The organism is Nocardioides sp. NPDC054178, from assembly GCF_055585005.1.
Map to the genome: position 1 here is coordinate 208,728 of NZ_JBVJKY010000005.1, position 16,141 is coordinate 224,868.

The following is a 16,141-nucleotide window of genomic DNA, read 5'->3' on the forward strand; positions in this document are numbered from 1 at the left end:
AGAACGCGGAGGGAAAACATCCCGCGCCGGCGACACCGGGAGGGCCGGGTTCTTCGGCCTGGGCGGCCCAGCCCCTAGCCTGAAGTCATGACCAGACCTGTTGCCTGGGAGACGTTCACCGCGATCCTCTTCGATCTCGACGGCGTGATCACGCCGACCGCGGTCGTGCACATGCGTGCGTGGGAGGAGATGTTCAACGCCTACCTGCAGGAGAAGACCCCGGGCGCGCCGGCCTACACCGACCAGGACTACTTCGCGTACGTCGACGGCAAGCCGCGCTACGACGGCGTCCGTGACTTCCTCGCCTCCCGCGGCATCCGGCTTCCCGAGGGCACCCCGGAGGACGCCCCCGAGCTCGAGACCGTCTGCGGTCTCGGCAACCGCAAGAACCTCGCGTTCAACATGGTGCTCGAGCGCGACGGCGTGGAGGCCTACCCCGGCTCGGTGCAGTTCCTGGACTATCTCGCCACCCTCGACGTCCGGCTCGGCGTGGTGTCGTCGTCGGTCAACGCACCGACCGTGCTGAAGGCGGCGGGGCTGCTGGACCGGTTCGAGACGGTCGTCTCGGGAGCCGTCGCAGAAGAGCTGGGCCTGCCCGGCAAGCCTGCACCGGACACGTTTGTCTACGCCGGTAAGGTCCTCGGAGCCACCCCGAGCGAGGCCGTCGTGCTCGAGGACGCCGTCTCCGGGGTGCGCGCCGGCAAGGCAGGAGAGTTCGCGCTCGTCGTCGGGGTGGACCGTGGTGCAGGCCACGACACCCTCACGGCCGCCGGCGCCAGTCTCGTCGTATCCGACCTTGCGGAACTCATCCCCGATCCACTTGCTCGAGGAGCACAGCAGTGAAGACCAACGTCGGCCCGAACCCCCTGGACCGGGCCCGTTACCCCATCGACCCGTGGCGGCTGGTGGAGACCAGCTACTCCCCCGACGACCTCGGCCTGACCGAGACGATCTTCAGCGTCGCCAACGGCTATCTCGGCATGCGCGGCACCCCTGAGGAGGGTCGCCCGACCTACGCGCACGGCACCTTCATCAACGGGTTCCACGAGACCTGGCCGATCCGCCACGCCGAGAACGCCTACGGCTTCGCCAAGACCGGCCAGACCATCGTCAACGCCCCCGACGCCAAGATCATGAAGATCTACGTCGACGACGAGCCGCTGACCTTCGGCACCTCGGACCTGGAGGAGTACGAGCGGGTGCTCGACTTCCGCGAGGGCGTGCTGCGACGGCATCTGGTGTGGCGTACGCCCTCGGGCAAGCGGGTCGCGATCAAGTCGACCCGGATGGTGTCGATGACGCAGCGCCACCTCTCCATCCAGACCCTGGAGATCACGATGCTGAGCGGCGCCGCGCCGATCGTGATCTCCTCCCAGCTGCTCAACCGGCAAGACGGCAAGGACGAGTACCACGTGCCGTCGGCGGCGCTGGGCGAGGGCATGGACCCGCGCAAGGCCTCCGCGTTCGACACCCGCGTCCTGCTCCCGCAGCTCTCGGTCGCCGACGAGGAGCAGATGATGCTCGGCTACCGGTGCGCCAACTCGGGCATGACGATCGCGGTCAGTGCCGCCCACCAGCTCGACACCCCGGACCCGGTCGAGACGGTCGTCCGTGCCGAGGACGACCTGGCCAAGACGGTCTTCCGAGTCGACGCGACCGAGGGCAGCACGCTGCGGATGCAGAAGACGGTGGCGTACCACACCTCCCGCGGGGTGCCGGTGCGCGAGCTGGCCGACCGCTGCGGACGTACGCTCGACCGGGCGATCCGTCTCGGCGTCGGCCACTTCGAGCGCGACCAGCGCAACTGGTACGACGAGTTCTGGTCCGCCGCCGACGTGGAGATCTCCGCGGCCGACGAGGGCGACGCCGAGGACATCGCGGCGGCTCAGCAGGCGATCCGGTTCAACCTGTTCTCGCTGGCCCAGGCGACCGCCCGCACCGACGGGCTCGGCGTCCCGGCGAAGGGGGTCACCGGCTCCGGCTACGAGGGCCACTACTTCTGGGACACGGAGTGCTACGTCGTCCCCTTCCTCTGCTACACCCAGCCCGAGGTCGCCCGCAACGTGATGCACGCCCGCTCGGTGATGCTTCCCGCGGCCCGGCAGCGGGCGCTGGAGATGGCCGCGAAGGGTGCGCTGTTCGCCTGGCGCACCATCAACGGGCAGGAGGCCTCGGCCTACTACGCGGCCGGCACGGCGCAGGTGCACATCGATGCCGACATCGCTTTCGCGCTGATGAAGTACGTCTACGCGACCGGTGACATCGGCTATCTCATCCGCGAGGGCGTCGACATCCTGGTCGAGACCTCGCGGATGTGGGCCGACCTCGGCTTCTGGCGCCACAACGGCGAGCCGTCCTTCCACATCCACGGGGTGACCGGGCCGGACGAGTACACCACGGTGGTCAACAACAACCTGTTCACCAACGTGATGGCCCGCTACAACCTGGAGAAGGCCGTCGAGACCATCGAGATGCTGCGCAGGGACTATCCGCGCGAGTACGCGCAGGTCATGGGCCGCCTCGACATCTCCCCCGACGAGGTCGAGGAGTGGGGTCGCTGCGCCGCCGCGATGCACATCCCCTACGAGGAGGGGCTCGGCATCCACCCGCAGGACGACAACTTCCTCGACCGCGAGGTGTGGGACCTGCCCAACACCCCCGACGACGTACGTCCCCTGCTCCTGCACTACCACCCGCTGGTGATCTACCGGTTCCAGGTGCTCAAGCAGACCGACGTGGTGCTCGCCCTCTTCCAGCAGGGCAACAGGTTCACCCCCGAGGAGAAGCGGGCCGACTTCGAGTACTACGACCCGATCACCACCGGCGACTCGACGCTCTCGGCGGTCGTGCAGTCGATCGTGGCGGCCGAGGTGGGCTACCAGGACGACGCGCTGCGCTACTTCTACGACGCGCTCTACGTCGACCTCCACAACATGCACGGCAACACCGTCGACGGGATGCACATCGCCTCGACCGGCGGCGTGTGGAGCGGGCTGGCGTTCGGCTTCGGCGGGATGCGCGACTACGACGGCAAGCTCTCCTTCGACCCGCGCCTTCCCGTCCAGTGGGACTCGCTGGTCTTCCGGGTCCAGTGGCACTCGACCCGGATGCAGGTCGCGCTGACCCGGGACCAGATCGTCTTCACCGTCGTGGACACGCCGGGCGAGGAGTTCGACATCCCGATCAGCGTCCGCGGGGAGGAGTTCGTGGTCTCGAAGGGATCGCCGGTCATCGTGCCGCTCGCCGACCAGGGACCGCGGATCGGCGCCCACATCGACGAGGAACCGCACCGCGGCATCCGCCCCGACGGATCACGCATCACCGCCACCGTGCCCCCGCCGATCCCGCCGGAGATCTACGAGCAGGACCACATCGAGCACGCCACGATCCCGCACGACTCCGTGCGCGGGTCCGAGCGGCTCGCTGAGGAGGCCAACAAGGCCACCAACCTCTCCAACATCTCGCAGACGGACTCGGCGCAGTAGCGGGTCTTTACGTGGACCTAGACTGACCGGGTGGTCCCACGCTTCTCAACCGGTAGAGCCTCCTCTTTCCGGGCGAAGCTGGCCCACCCGGTCGTCCTGGTCCTGATCGGGATCGCGTCGGTGCAGGTCGGCGCGACCTTCGCGAAGTCGCTCTTCGACGAGGTCTCCCCGACCGCCATGGTGTGGCTGCGGCTGTCGCTGTCCGCGCTGATCCTGCTGGCGATCACCCGGCCCCGGGTCCGCGGCCTCTCGCGGCGGGACTGGCTGGTCGTGGTCGCCTTCGGGGCCTCGCTCGGGCTGATGAACTGGGCCATCTACCAGTCGTTCGCCCGGCTCCCGATCGGCATCGCGGTGACCATCGAGTTCATCGGTCCGCTCACGATCGCGCTGGTCACCTCGCGGCGGGCCCGCGACCTGGTCTGGGTCGCCCTGGCCGCTGCGGGGGTCGTGCTGCTCGGCCTCGAACCCGGCCGGATCTCGATCGTGGGCGTGCTCTTCGCGCTGCTCGCGGGGGTCTGCTGGGCGGCGTACATCCTGCTGTCGAAGGCGACCGGAGCGCGGTGGGAGGGGCTCGACGGGCTCGCCCTGGCCTCCACGGTCGCGGCGTTGGCGCTGACGCCTGCGGCGATGGCGTACGCCGAGGGGCTCGGGTCTCCGCACGTGTGGCTGGTCGGGCTGATGGTGGGGCTGATGTCCTCGGTGATCCCCTACTCCCTCGACCTCGTCGCCCTGCGCTCGATCAAGTCGGGGCTCTACGCGATCCTGATGTCGCTGGAGCCGGCCGCCGGCGCCCTGGCCGCGATCCTGATCCTCCACGAGGGACTCTCGGTCCTGCAGTGGCTGGCGATCGCCTGTGTCGTGGTCGCCTCCGCGGGCGCGACCACGACCGGGAAGCCTGCGCACCACGTGCCGGCCGAGTCGACCCCGGCGTAGTGGGGTGTTTCACACAAGCGACATCGGAACGTCACTGACTCCGAACGTTGAGGTCACTACAGTTCGGTGACAACTCCCCCTCCGCCGCCCGGTCCGCCGCCTGTCCTTGGAGTTGCTCCGTTGTCGACCATCACCGCACCCGTACACACCACCGCCGTCGCCCAGGTCGCCGCCCTCCTCGCCGCGCGCACCGCGGGTCGGATGGTCGGCCCGTTCCTCCGACCGATCCAGCTGCTGCTCGCCTGGCCGGTGGCCTCCCAGCTCGTCGCCCGGCACAACGCCAAGGCCGCCGAGGAGGCGCTCTTGCTGCGGCGTGCCGAGCGTGAGGATGTCCAGCACTATCTCCAACTGCTCGCTTCGGAGAGAATGTCGGCATGAATCCACCGCGGGCGATGGCCGAGTCGACGGTCGCGTTCCGTGACGTGCTCTCCGACGACGGCACCCTGATCCGCGCCTGGACCAACGACCCCGAGGGTGTCATCGAGGGGCCGACGGTGCTGCTGTGCAACGGCCTCGGCACCAGCCCGTGGAACTGGCCGGCGCTGCTGCACACCTCGTGCGGCGTACGCGTGGTCTCCTGGCAGCACCGCGGCACCTCCGGCTCGGCGCGGCCGAAGGACCCGGAGCAGACCACCTCGAGGCACTTCGCCGAGGACGCCCTGTCGGTGATGGACGCCTTCGCGCTCTCCCGGCCGGTGGTGATGGGCTGGTCGATCGGGGTCAACACCGCCTTCGAGCTGGCCGCGGACCACCCCGAGCGGGTCTCCGGCGTCTTCGGTGTCGCCGGGGTGCCCGGGGACACGTTCAAGTCGATGCTGGGGCCGCTGCGGCTGCCCGCCCCGGCCGCCGCGATCATGACCCGCACCGCCTCGCGGGTGCTGTGTCGCACCGGCTCCCTGATCACTCCCCTGGCGGCGCGTCTCGACCTCGGCCCGCGGGCGATCGAGGTGTTCTCCAAGGCGGGCCTGATCGGCAAGGTCCCCGATCCCGAGCTCGCCGCGGCGGCCCTGGCCGAGTTCCTGACCACCCCGGTCGAGTGGTACTTCCACCTCGCGCTGCGCACCTCCCAGCGCCGCTCGGTCTCGCTGCGCCGGATCAAGGTGCCGGTCGTGCTGGTCGCGGGCACCCGCGACCTCATCGCCGGTGCGCGCCACATGTCGCGGGTCGCCGCCGGGGTCAAGGACGGCACCTTCGTCGAGCTCGACGGCACCCACTTCGTGCAGATGGAGCAGCCCGACCGGGTCCACCAGCTGCTGCTGGCCTTTCTCGCCCGGGTCGCCGAGCACCAGCGCGCCTGACCTAGCCGGCGGTCGCGCCTGTCGAGCCTGTCGAGGTCACGACCCCGGTGACGGTGGCCCGACGGGCGACGCGGCGCAGGGTGGCGAGGACGGCGGGGCCGAGCAGGGCGATGGCGACCGCGGTGGTGATCGCGCGCACGGTGTCCCAGCTGCTGGTCGAGGTGACCAGGGTGTAGCGCAGGAACGTCGCCAGGTTCTCGCTGAACTCCGCGCCCGGTTCGTAGGAGAGGTTGCCGCTCGCGCCCGGCACCGTGACGCCGGTGAGCAGCGGCCAGCCCTGCAGGTTGAGGAGGAGACCGTAGGCGTAGGAGGCGAAGATCCCGTACGCCGCCAGCAGCCCGATCTCGCGGCGGCCGCTCGCGCGTGGCAGGAGCCCGGCTCCCATCGCCACCCAGGCGGCGCCGAGCATCTGGTAGGGCAGCCACGGCCCGACGCCGGCCGTCACGAGCGCGGCGACGAACAGGCTGGTGCAGCCGAGGACGAACCCGAAGGCGGGGCCGAAGACCCGGCCGCCGAGGATGAGCATGAAGAAGACCAGCTCCACCCCTCCGGTGCCGGCGGAGACGGCGCGCAGGACGGCCTCGATCGCGCTGAGCACGCCGAGGACCGCGATCATCCGGGTGTCGATCCCGCCCGTGGCGAGCTCGCTCAGCAGCACCACCAGCATCAGCGGCAGCAGCGCCAGGAAGATGAACGGCGGCTGCACCCGCTCGTAACCGTGGAGCAGCAGCGGCCAGCAGAACATCATCAGCCCGGCCACGGAGATGATCGCGAGCAGGATGGCCGTGCGGGGCGAGAACCGGATCATCCCTCGCCCACCGCCGCGACGACCTCGCGCACGTTCAGCCAGCCCGGGCCGAACACCTTGCTCACCTGGGGCGCGAACGCGGGCGACTCGGCCGTGACGCTGCGTACGTCACCGGCGGAGACCACCTCGCCGTCGGCGAGCACCACCACGTCGTCGGCGGCCTCGGCGACGAACTCGACGTCGTGGGTCGCCACCAGGATCGCCTTGCCGGCTTCGGTGAGCTCGCGCAGGATCTCGGACAGTGCCTGCTTGGCGGCGTAGTCGAGGCCGCGGGTGGGCTCGTCGAGGAGCACGACCGGCGGGTCGGCGCTCAGGATCAGCGACAGCGCCAGCGCGAGCCGCTGGCCCTCGGAGAGGTCGCGAGGGTGCTGGCCGTCGGGGATGCCGGGGACGAGGCTGTCCAGGATCTCCCGGGTCCGCGGGCCACCGGCGTCGCACTCCTCGGCGACCGTCTCCAGGTAGAGCAGGTCGGCCGCGGTCTGCGGCAGCAGCCCGACGAGGGCACGGCGTCGGTCGGGGTCGAGGGTCGCCGGGTCCTTGCCGGCCACGTCCACCGAGCCGGCCAGCCGCTTCTGGGTCCCCTGCAGCGTCCACAGCAGCGTCGACTTGCCCGAGCCGTTGCGCCCCATCAGCGCCGTCACCCGCCCCGCGGGCAGCTCGATCGAGACGTCGTGCAGGACCGGCGTACGTCCGCGGGTGACGGTGAGAGAGCGGGTGCTCAAGCCGACTGTGTTGGTCTCGACACGCCTTCGCCCAGCGGCTCCGGCGGCTCGACCAGCGGTTTCGTCGGCCGAGCCGCGAGTGCTGGCGAGCCTGTCGAGATGACCGACACGGTCAACGAGCGCCACACCTCTCGCCTTCCGCTTGGCATCCCGCACGGTCAACGGCAGCGGCGACCACCCCAGCTCGCGGCCGAGCTCGACGAGCGGCGGCACGATGGGCGAGGACGCGAGGATCTCGGCCGGTTCGCCGACGGCGACGGAGCCGTCGCCGACGAGGAGCGCGATCCGGTCGGCGAACGGCACCACGCGCTCGAGGCGGTGCTCGGCGAGCACGACGGAGGTGCCGAGGTCGTGGACCAGCCGGGTGATGGTGGCGAGCACGTCCTCGGCGGCGGTGGGGTCGAGGGCGGAGGTCGGCTCGTCGAGCACGACGACCCGGGGGTGGGTGGTGAGCACCGAGCCGATCGCCACGCGCTGCTGCTGACCGCCGGAGAGCTCCCGCAGCGACCGCTGTCGCAGCTCGGCGATGCCGAGCAGGTCGAGGGTCTCCTCCACCCGGCGCCGCATGGTCGCCGGCGGGAGGCCGAGCTGCTCCATCCCGTAGGCGAGCTCCTCCTCGACCGTGTCGGTGACGAACCCGGCCACCGGGTCCTGCCCGACCCAGCCGATGATCCCGGCGCGCTCGCGCGGCGGCGTACGAACGATCGAGGCCCCGTCCAGCAGCACGTCACCGTCGAGCACACCGCCGGAGAAGCGCGGCACCAGACCCGCGAGCACACCGAGCAACGTCGACTTCCCCGAGCCGGTCGGACCGGAGACGAGGAGCAGCTCGCCCTCCTCGATGGTGAGGTCGACGTCCTTGAGCACGTGCTCGGAGGAGTCGGGCGGGGTGAACGTGATGCCTCGCAGCTCGATCATGCGACTGCCTCCTCGTGAACGAGCGATGATGCCGGTAGTGGGGCGGCGACCGCCGGGACCAGGCCGACGAGCACACCCAGCATGGCGCTCAGCGTGACGTCCGGGACGGTGCTCACCCCGGGAAAGGCGACCGGGACCTGATCACGGGCGACCCACCAGCCCACGATGGCCACCACGATCCCGCTCAGCGCCACCACGACCTCCGGCCAGCGCCACCGGTCGGGTCGGTAGACGGTCCGCGTCACCCGGCGACCGGCGAGTGCCAGCCCTCCGGCCGCGGTGCCGGCGCCGAGGCTCAGCATGGTGGCGGCGAGCCAGCCGGGCGTGGTGCCGTCCAGCACCGCGTAGACGCCGGCGCAGAGCCCGACGAGCGAGACCAGCATGAGCACCGAGGTGATCCGCCGGGTGCCTACGGCGACGCCGGCCGTACGTCCGTAGCCACGCGTGTCCATCCCCGCCGCCAGCGCCATCGACCGCTCCAGGGCGTCCTCGAGCACCGGCACCAGGAAGCGGCGCAGCCGCTTGACGTTGCCGGTCGCGCCGGCGCGCAGCCGTTGCGCGGCCCGCACCCGCTGCACCGACTCGGCCAGCTGCGGCAGCACCGTCACGGCGACCACGACAGCGGTGCCGATCTCGTAGAGCGCCGGCGGCAGCGAGCGCAGCAGCCGCTTCGGGTTCGCCAGCGCGTTGGCCGCGCCGACGCAGATCACGATGACCCCCAGCCGCATCCCGTCGTAGAGGCCGGCCAGCAGCGCCTCCCGGGTGAGCGGCCCGAGCAGCCGGATCCCCAGCACCCACTCTGGGAGCGGGATCTCGGGAAGATCGATGAGCACGTGACCCGGCACCGCACCCAGGAGCACCCGGAAGAGCACCCGGGTCACGACGATGAAGACCGCGAGGCCGACGTAGAGCCGGAACGCCTTCGCCCACGGCTGCTCGCCGCGGCGCGCGGCGACCACGACCGACACCACCCCCACCACGAGCAGGAGCAGCAGCGGGTTGGTGGTGAAGGAGGCGTACGCGGCCAGGCCGATCGCCCACACCCACCAGGCGACGGGGTGCAGGTCGCGGGGCAGGTGCGCGACCACGGCCTCACGGAGCAACGTGGTCATCGTCGGCGCCACCACACGGCACCCGCGACGGTGAAGAGGGCGAGGATCCCTGCCGGCGCGACCCATCCGGGCAGCCGCGCGGGCTCGGAGGAGGGTCGAGAAGCCGAGTCCTGCGGAAATAACTCCGGCGACGGGCTTGAGGGCGCCCCCACAGCATCCCCAAGCTCCGTCGCCGGAGCGGTAACGACATCGTCGTCTATCCACGTGAACGCAACACCCTGCCCGGAGGTCACGCTGATTTCGGTAACATTTCTGGAGGCGTAGCTCCAGGCCCCCGAATCGTCGGTGATCCACAGCGACCAGTAGGCGTCGGCAGGCGGCATCTGGGCGCACCCGGCGGCCTTCGGGCGCTCGTCGATGCGGCACACGACGCTGGGCATCGAGGTCACGTAGGTGAGCGGATGTCCCGCCTTCTCGAAGAGGTCCGCGCCGGTGTCGCCCTCGTCGGGCCGGACACAGGTGACCTCGGGCGCGCCACCCAGCGCGTTGGGCTCGACGACGACGGTGACGCCGTCACACGCCTCGGCCGTCGATGCAGCCGTCGATGCAGCAGGCGATGCGGCTGCCGAGGAGATGGGTGCGGTGGCCCCGGCGAGGAACGCCAGGGCCACCAGGAGATCGCGCAGGATCAGCACGAGCTCTTCGTGGTCGCGTCCTTGGGCAGGAAGACCAGCGACGGCAGCGCCTGCGCGGCGGCGAGGCGGTACATCCCCTCGGACTCCTTGGTCAGGCCCTTGGTGTTGCCCTCGGTCAGCGCGGCGTCGTCGTAGGCGACCGCGCCGGCGTCGTCGCCGCAGGTGACGACGTGGTCGGCGACCCAGGCCGCCGCCTTCTCCGCGGCCTCGGTCTCACCGGCGCGCCCGAACGCCCACCCGGCCAGGCCGGTGGTGTTGGAGTTGGCGATGTTGCCGGTCGCGGCCTTGAACGAGCCGTCCTCGGCCTGGGTCTCCTTCAGCCACTCCACGCCTGCCTTGACGGCCTTCTCCGCCTCCGGAGAGGCCGCCGTGGAGAGGGCGATCAGCGCGAACGCGGTCGCGTCGGCGTCGGGGGTGGCCTTCGGGTCGGCGTCGCAGGTCTGGTCGTCGGCGGCGGGGTCGGCCGTGAAGGTGACCCGGAACCAGCCCTCCTCGCACTGCTGCCCGGCCAGGAACTCCGTCGCGGCCGCGGCCTCCTTGCTCTCGGCGTTGTTGAGCGCCCACACGGCGTACGACTGTCCGATGGTGTTGGAGTAGTCGGCCGCCTTCTTGTCCTTGGGGTCGAGCTCGTCGGCGATGCGGCCGTTCTCGGCGACGGTGCCCTCGAGCTGCTTCAGCAGCCCGGGGTCGGAGGCGTCGACGTTCTGCTGGAGCACGAGCGCCTTGGCGGTGGCGCCGGCCGAGGTGACGGTGCCGAACCCGGGCGAGGTGTACGCCTTCTTGTTCTCCATCACGGCCGCCGCGATCGTGGCGATCTCGTCGTCGTAGCCGCCGACCTCGGCCAGTGCGATCCCGATGTCGGCGCTGAGCCCGAAGTCGTCGGTGCCGTACTGCGCGTTGTGAGCCACGCCCTCCGGCGCCTGGGCGACGAGCCAGTCGGCCACCGACGTCGACACCTTCGCGTCGTAGGTGGGCTTCTCCCCCTCCTCCACGGTCTTCTCGCCGCAGGCGGCGAGGGAAGTGAGGGCGAGGGCGGCGGCGATGCCGCCGAGGACGGTCTTCTTCATGGTTCCTTCCACGCTGTTCGTCGGGAAGGCCCAGGGCCGACCCGCTGCGTTCCACGACAGCGTCAGGTCAGTACGCGTCCGTCGGCAGGTGCTCCGGCTCGCTCAGGACACTCGGGCCTGAGCCTACGGTTGCGGGTCAGCGCCGGGATTCGACCGGCTTCCCCCACCACGGCGTGTGTTGATTGAGGCTCTGCTTGATTCGGGGGCAATCTTATGCCGGGCCGAGGCTGCTTGCGCGATCGCCGCCGAGCAGTCACTCTGTCCCCATGCGCCACAGGATTCTCGGCCTTGTCGCAGCGTCGATCTCGGCCACCCTCCTCGCCCTCTGCCCAGCCACGACGGCGGTCGCGGCGCCGGCTCGGACATCGGTCACCTACGCCGACCTGGTCGCCATGTTCGGCGACAAGGTCGGCAACCGGCAGACCGTCGAGACCGGGCTGCCGACCCTCAACCGCGCCATGTCCGATGCCCGGATCACGACCCCCTACCGGCAGGCGGCCTACCTGGCCACGCTCGCCAACGAGAGCTCCTTCCACCACGACGCCAAGGGCCCCCACGACAAGCGGAAGTACGCCGGCCGCGGCTACATCCAGCTGACCGGCGAGGCCAACTACACCGACGCCGGCGCCTACTTCGACATCGACCTGCGCCGCCGCCCCGAGCTGGCCCGGTCGCTGGACCACAGCGCGCCGATCTCGCGGTGGTACTGGACCGTCGCCCGCGACATCAACCCGCTCGCCGACGCCCTCGACATGGGCAGGGTCAACGCGGCGATCGGCTATCCGTCCAACAAGAAGGAGGACGCCGAGCGCTGCCGCGACTTCAAGGCCGCGCTGAAGCACCTCAACGGGTCGGTGCCCCGGGGGATCACCTGCGCCCGCCCGAAGACGGCCAACGACCAGGACCGCACCGCGGACGCGTCCTAGCCGGCGTACGTCACTTCTTGGTGCGCTTGTCGCTGACCGCGATCGCCGAGGTGCCCTCGTCCTTGAGCTCGAAGAGGTCGATCGCCTTGATGAGCTTGGTCCAGGTGGCGTACCCGTAGTTGCGGGGGTCCTCGGAGGACTGGTTGCGGATGCGGGAGACGACCGTGCCGACCAAGGCCCAGCCGTCGTCGTCGGCGGCCGCGGCGATCGAGTTGCGCAGCAGCTGGATCAGCCGGGCGTTGCGCTTGAGCAGCTGACCCGAGGTCGCCGAGGAGGACGGCTTGCGGGCGGGCGTGGCCCCGGTCTCGGTGTCGGTCTCCTCCTCGGAGTCGCCGAGCTTCTCGACCACGGTGAACCGGGTGCAGGCGCTCTTGAACGGCGCCGGGGTCTTCTCCCGGCCGTAGCCGTAGACCGCGCGCCCCTTCTCCCGCAGGTAGTGCACCAGCGGCGTGAAGTCGGAGTCGGAGGAGACCAGTGCGAACGCGTCCGGGATCGCCGCGTGCAGCAGCTCCACGGCGTCGATGGCGAGCGCCATGTCGGAGGCGTTCTTGTGGGCGGTCAGGTCGAACTGCTGCATCGGCCGGATCGCGGCGTCGTGCAGCTCCTCGATCCACCCCTTGAGCTCGGGCTTGGTCCAGTTGCCGTAGGCCCGCCGGATCGTGACCTCGCCGTACTCGGCCAGGTCGTTGAGGATCGCGTCGATCTTGGTCGCGGGAGCGTTGTCCGCGTCGATGAGCAGGGCAATGCGGAAGGGCTCGGTCACGCCGGACAGTCTGCCAGGCAACCCCACCGCCGAGTCGGCTCATCTTGACCAAAACCGCCGCCGAGTCGGCGCGTCATAACGCGCCGACTCGGCGGATTCTGTTGTCAGGACGAGCCGACTCGGCAGGTCAGGCGAGCTTCTCCAGGATCAGCTCGCGGACACGCTTGGCGTCCGCCTTGCCACCGGTCGACTTCATCACCGCGCCGATGAGCGCACCCGCCGCGGCCTGGTTGCCGCCGCGGATCTTCTCCGCGACCGCGGGCTGGGCGGCGATGGCCTCGTCGACGGCGGCACCGAGGGCGCCGTCGTCGGAGACGACCGCGAGGCCGCGGGCGTCGATGATCTCGGCGACCGTGCCCTCACCGGCGAGGAGCCCCTCGAAGACCTGGCGGGCGAGCTTGTCGGTCAGCGAACCGCCGTCGACCAGCTTCTGCACCTCGGCCACCTGGACAGGCGTCACGCCGACCTCGGCCAGCTCGACACCACGGTCGTTGGCGGCCCGGGAGAGCTCAGCCATCCACCACTTGCGCGCGGCCTGGGCGGAGGCGCCGGCCGCGACCGTCTCCTCGATCAGCACCATCGCACCGGCGGCCCAGACATCACGCATCTCCAGGTCGGAGTAGCCCCACTCGGCCTGCAGTCGCGCCCGCTTCTCGGCCGGCGGCTCGGGCAGCGTGCCGCGCAGCTCCTCGACCCACTCGCGGCTCGGCGCGACCGGGACGAGGTCGGGCTCGGGGAAGTAGCGGTAGTCGTCGGCGTCCGACTTCGGCCGGCCGGCGGAGGTGGTGCCGGTGTCCTCGTGGAAGTGGCGAGTCTCCTGGAAGATCGCCTCACCCGCGTCGAGGATCGCGGCGTGGCGCGACATCTCGAAACGTACGGCCCGCTCGACCGAGCGCAGCGAGTTCACGTTCTTCGTCTCGGTGCGGGTGCCGAGCTTGTCCGACCCCTTCGGGGACAGCGACAGGTTCACGTCGCAGCGCATCGAGCCCTGGTCCATGCGTACGTCGGAGACACCCAGACCCAGCAGGATCTCGCGCAGCGCGGCGACGTAGGCCTTCGCCACCAGCGGCGCCTTGGCACCGGCGCCGAGGATCGGACGGGTGACGATCTCGATCAGGGGGATGCCCGCGCGGTTGTAGTCGACGAGCGAGTAGTCGGCGCCGTGGATGCGGCCGGTCGCGCCACCGATGTGGGTGGTCTTGCCGGTGTCCTCCTCCATGTGGGCGCGCTCGATGTCGACCCGGAAGGTCTCCCCCTCGACCTCGACGTCGAGGTAGCCGTCGTAGACGATCGGCTCGTCGTACTGGCTGGTCTGGAAGTTCTTCGGCATGTCCGGGTAGAAGTAGTTCTTCCGGGCGAACCGGCACCACTCCGCGATCGAGCCGTTGAGCGCGAGCCCGATCCGGATCGCCGACTCCACGGCCTTGGCGTTGACCACCGGCATCGAGCCGGGCAGGCCGAGGCAGGTCGGGCAGACCTGGGAGTTGGGCTCGCCGCCGAAGGTCGCCGGGCAGCCGCAGAACATCTTGGTGTTGGTGTTGAGCTCGACGTGCACCTCGAGCCCGAAGGCCGGGTCGTAGCGCTCCAGCACCTCGTCGAACGGAACCAATGTCTCGGTCATCGGGCCACCTCCAGCTTGTCGATCGAGAGCACCGGACCGATGGCGCCCTCGAGCGCGGCACCGACACGGTAGAGACGGGCGTCCTCCAGGACCGGAGCCAGGAGCTGTACGCCGACGGGCAGCCCGTCCACGTCGGAGACCCCGGCCGGGATGGAGATGCCGGGCGTGCCTGCCAGGTTGGCCGGGATGGTGGCCAGGTCCTGCATGTACATGGCCAGCGGGTCGTCGAGCTTGGCACCCAGCGGGAACGCCGTGGACGGTGAGGTCGGCGAGACCAGCACGTCGACCTGCTCGAAGGCCTTCTTGAAGTCCTCGATGATCAGCGTGCGGATCTTCTGCGCCTGGCCGTAGTAGGCGTCGTAGTAGCCGCTGCTCAGCGCGTAGGTGCCGAGGATGATGCGGCGCTTGACCTCGTCACCGAAGCCGGCGTCGCGCGACGCCTTCATGACGTCCTCGGCGCTCGGGTCGCCGTCGGGGGTGACCCGCAGGCCGTAGCGCATCGCGTCGAACTTGGCCAGGTTGGAGGAGCACTCCGCCGGCAGGATCAGGTAGTAGGCCGCCATCGCGTGCTCGAAGCTCGGCGTGGAGACCTCGACGACGTCGGCACCGAGCTTGGTGAGGATGTCGACCGACTCGTTGAACTTGCGCATCACGTCGGGCGCCCAGCCCTCGCCGGCCAGCTCCTTGATGACACCGACCTTGACGCCCTTGAGGTCGCCGGTCGCGCCCGCGCGGGCGGCGTCGACGAGCCCGGTCACCGGGGTCGTGATGGAGGTCGAGTCGAGCGGGTCGTGACCACCGATGAGCTCGTGCAGCAGAGCGCTGTCGAGGACGGTGCGGGTCACCGGACCGACCTGGTCCAGCGAGTTGGCCAGCGCGACCAGGCCGTAGCGGGAGACCGAGCCGTAGGTCGGCTTCACGCCGACGGTGCCGGTGACCGCACCCGGCTGGCGGATCGAGCCACCGGTGTCGGTGCCGAGCGCGAGCGGCGCCTCGAAGGCGGCGACGGCCGCGGCCGAGCCACCACCGGAGCCGCCGGGGATCCGGTCGAGCTTCCACGGGTTCTTCGTCGGGCCGTAGGCGGAGTGCTCGGTGGAGGAACCCATCGCGAACTCGTCCATGTTGGTCTTGCCCAGGATCGGCAGACCCGCCGCCTTGATCTTCTTGACCACGGTCGCGTCGTAGGGCGGCACCCAGCCTTCGAGGATCTTGGAACCGCAGGTCGTCGGCAGGCCGGTGGTGGTCAGCACGTCCTTGACCGCGATCGGTACGCCGTCGAGAGCATGCAGCGCGTCACCGTTGGCGCGGCGCGCGTCGGAGGCGGCGGCCTGGGACAGCGCACCCTCGGCGTCGATGTGCAGGAAGGCGTGGACGTCGCCGTCGACCGCGGCGATGCGGTCGAGGTGGGCCTGGGTCAGCTCGACCGAGGTGGTCTCGCCCGCGGCCAGGGCATCGGCCAGCTCGGCGGCCGTCTTCAGGATCAGGTCGTTGCTCACTGCTCGTCCCCCAGGATCCTCGGCACGGCGAAGCGCTGCTCCTCGACGCTCGGCGCACCGGAGAGCGCCTGCTCCGGCGTCAGGCCGGGCACGACGACGTCCTCACGGAAGACGTTGGTCATCGGGAGCGGGTGGGAGGTGGCAGGCACGTCATCGCCGGCAAGCCCCTGGATCGAGGCGACGGACTCGAGGATCACCTGCAGCTGCGGGGCAAGGTGATCGAGCTCGGCGTCGCTGAGGTCGATGCGGGCGAGGTCGGCCAGGTGCGCGACCTCGTCGCGGGTGATTTCTGGCATGCCGCACATCCTAGGCGGCACAACGCCCAACTCTCACCTCGGCCGGACCCGTGCCCGAGAG

15 protein-coding genes and 1 riboswitch are annotated in these 16,141 nt (G+C 70.4%); of the genes, 6 read left to right on the forward strand and 9 right to left on the reverse strand.

The features are described from left to right. Window positions 1-87: 87 nt before the first annotated feature. The 5 genes from ACZ6WN_RS19510 (at window position 88) to ACZ6WN_RS19530 (ending at window position 5,716) form a co-directional block, all read left to right on the forward strand. Window positions 88-843, forward strand: a complete 756-nt coding sequence (locus tag ACZ6WN_RS19510; protein ID WP_465866881.1) for an HAD family hydrolase — start codon at window positions 88-90, stop codon at window positions 841-843. Continuing rightward, complete coding sequence (locus ACZ6WN_RS19515) at window positions 840-3,485, forward strand: glycoside hydrolase family 65 protein (RefSeq protein ID WP_465866883.1); 2,646 nt, start codon at window positions 840-842, stop codon at window positions 3,483-3,485. The genes ACZ6WN_RS19510 and ACZ6WN_RS19515 overlap by 4 nt, the downstream gene beginning before the upstream one ends. A 30-nt stretch (window positions 3,486-3,515) precedes the next feature. Then, on the forward strand, window positions 3,516-4,418 hold the full coding sequence (locus ACZ6WN_RS19520) for an EamA family transporter (RefSeq protein WP_465866885.1): 903 nt from the start codon (window positions 3,516-3,518) through the stop codon (window positions 4,416-4,418). Between the two features lie 120 nt (window positions 4,419-4,538). Beyond that, complete coding sequence (locus tag ACZ6WN_RS19525; protein ID WP_465866887.1) at window positions 4,539-4,796, forward strand: hypothetical protein; 258 nt, start codon at window positions 4,539-4,541, stop codon at window positions 4,794-4,796. After that, window positions 4,793-5,716 carry an alpha/beta fold hydrolase gene (locus tag ACZ6WN_RS19530; protein WP_465866889.1) on the forward strand — a complete coding sequence of 308 codons (924 nt, stop codon included), beginning with the start codon at window positions 4,793-4,795 and terminating at the stop codon, window positions 5,714-5,716. The genes ACZ6WN_RS19525 and ACZ6WN_RS19530 overlap by 4 nt, the downstream gene beginning before the upstream one ends. Before the next feature lies 1 nt (window position 5,717). Here the strand turns inward: ACZ6WN_RS19530 and ACZ6WN_RS19535 are convergent, their stop codons facing one another. Genes ACZ6WN_RS19535 through ACZ6WN_RS19555 form a run of 5 tightly spaced genes read right to left on the reverse strand, consistent with a single transcriptional unit; the run spans window position 5,718 to window position 10,978 of the window. Beyond that, window positions 5,718-6,524 (reverse strand): ECF transporter S component, encoded by an 807-nt coding sequence (locus ACZ6WN_RS19535; RefSeq protein ID WP_465866891.1) that lies wholly within the window; start codon window positions 6,522-6,524, stop codon window positions 5,718-5,720. Then, a complete protein-coding gene (locus tag ACZ6WN_RS19540; RefSeq protein WP_465866893.1) occupies window positions 6,521-8,164 on the reverse strand; it encodes an ABC transporter ATP-binding protein in 1,644 nt (547 codons plus the stop codon). Before ACZ6WN_RS19540 ends, ACZ6WN_RS19535 begins: the two co-directional genes overlap by 4 nt. Further along, window positions 8,161-9,276, reverse strand: coding sequence for a CbiQ family ECF transporter T component (locus ACZ6WN_RS19545; RefSeq protein WP_465866894.1), 1,116 nt, complete (start codon window positions 9,274-9,276; stop codon window positions 8,161-8,163). The genes ACZ6WN_RS19540 and ACZ6WN_RS19545 overlap by 4 nt, the downstream gene beginning before the upstream one ends. Next, on the reverse strand, window positions 9,273-9,911 hold the full coding sequence (locus tag ACZ6WN_RS19550; RefSeq protein ID WP_465866896.1) for a hypothetical protein: 639 nt from the start codon (window positions 9,909-9,911) through the stop codon (window positions 9,273-9,275). The genes ACZ6WN_RS19545 and ACZ6WN_RS19550 overlap by 4 nt, the downstream gene beginning before the upstream one ends. Then, window positions 9,905-10,978, reverse strand: a complete 1,074-nt coding sequence (locus ACZ6WN_RS19555; RefSeq protein ID WP_465866897.1) for a prenyltransferase/squalene oxidase repeat-containing protein — start codon at window positions 10,976-10,978, stop codon at window positions 9,905-9,907. Before ACZ6WN_RS19555 ends, ACZ6WN_RS19550 begins: the two co-directional genes overlap by 7 nt. 66 nt (window positions 10,979-11,044) lie before the next feature. Then, window positions 11,045-11,164: riboswitch (cobalamin riboswitch) on the reverse strand. 80 nt (window positions 11,165-11,244) lie between these two features. Here ACZ6WN_RS19555 and ACZ6WN_RS19560 point away from each other — a divergent pair. Further along, window positions 11,245-11,904, forward strand: a complete 660-nt coding sequence (locus tag ACZ6WN_RS19560; protein ID WP_465866898.1) for a glycoside hydrolase family 19 protein — start codon at window positions 11,245-11,247, stop codon at window positions 11,902-11,904. A gap of 10 nt (window positions 11,905-11,914) precedes the next feature. On the opposite strand, the gene ACZ6WN_RS19565 is transcribed toward ACZ6WN_RS19560, so the two are convergent. The 4 genes from ACZ6WN_RS19565 to gatC form a co-directional block, all read right to left on the reverse strand. Continuing rightward, the gene (locus tag ACZ6WN_RS19565; RefSeq protein WP_465866900.1) at window positions 11,915-12,667 is read right to left on the reverse strand and encodes an NYN domain-containing protein; all 753 of its coding nucleotides are present in this window, start codon (window positions 12,665-12,667) and stop codon (window positions 11,915-11,917) included. A gap of 127 nt (window positions 12,668-12,794) precedes the next feature. Next, window positions 12,795-14,288 carry an Asp-tRNA(Asn)/Glu-tRNA(Gln) amidotransferase subunit GatB gene (gene gatB, locus ACZ6WN_RS19570; protein ID WP_465866902.1) on the reverse strand — a complete coding sequence of 498 codons (1,494 nt, stop codon included), beginning with the start codon at window positions 14,286-14,288 and terminating at the stop codon, window positions 12,795-12,797. Continuing rightward, window positions 14,285-15,784, reverse strand: a complete 1,500-nt coding sequence (gene gatA, locus ACZ6WN_RS19575) for an Asp-tRNA(Asn)/Glu-tRNA(Gln) amidotransferase subunit GatA (protein WP_465866903.1) — start codon at window positions 15,782-15,784, stop codon at window positions 14,285-14,287. The genes gatB and gatA overlap by 4 nt, the downstream gene beginning before the upstream one ends. After that, window positions 15,781-16,080 carry an Asp-tRNA(Asn)/Glu-tRNA(Gln) amidotransferase subunit GatC gene (gene gatC, locus ACZ6WN_RS19580; protein ID WP_141792516.1) on the reverse strand — a complete coding sequence of 100 codons (300 nt, stop codon included), beginning with the start codon at window positions 16,078-16,080 and terminating at the stop codon, window positions 15,781-15,783. The genes gatA and gatC overlap by 4 nt, the downstream gene beginning before the upstream one ends. Between the last annotated feature and the right edge of the window lie 61 nt (window positions 16,081-16,141).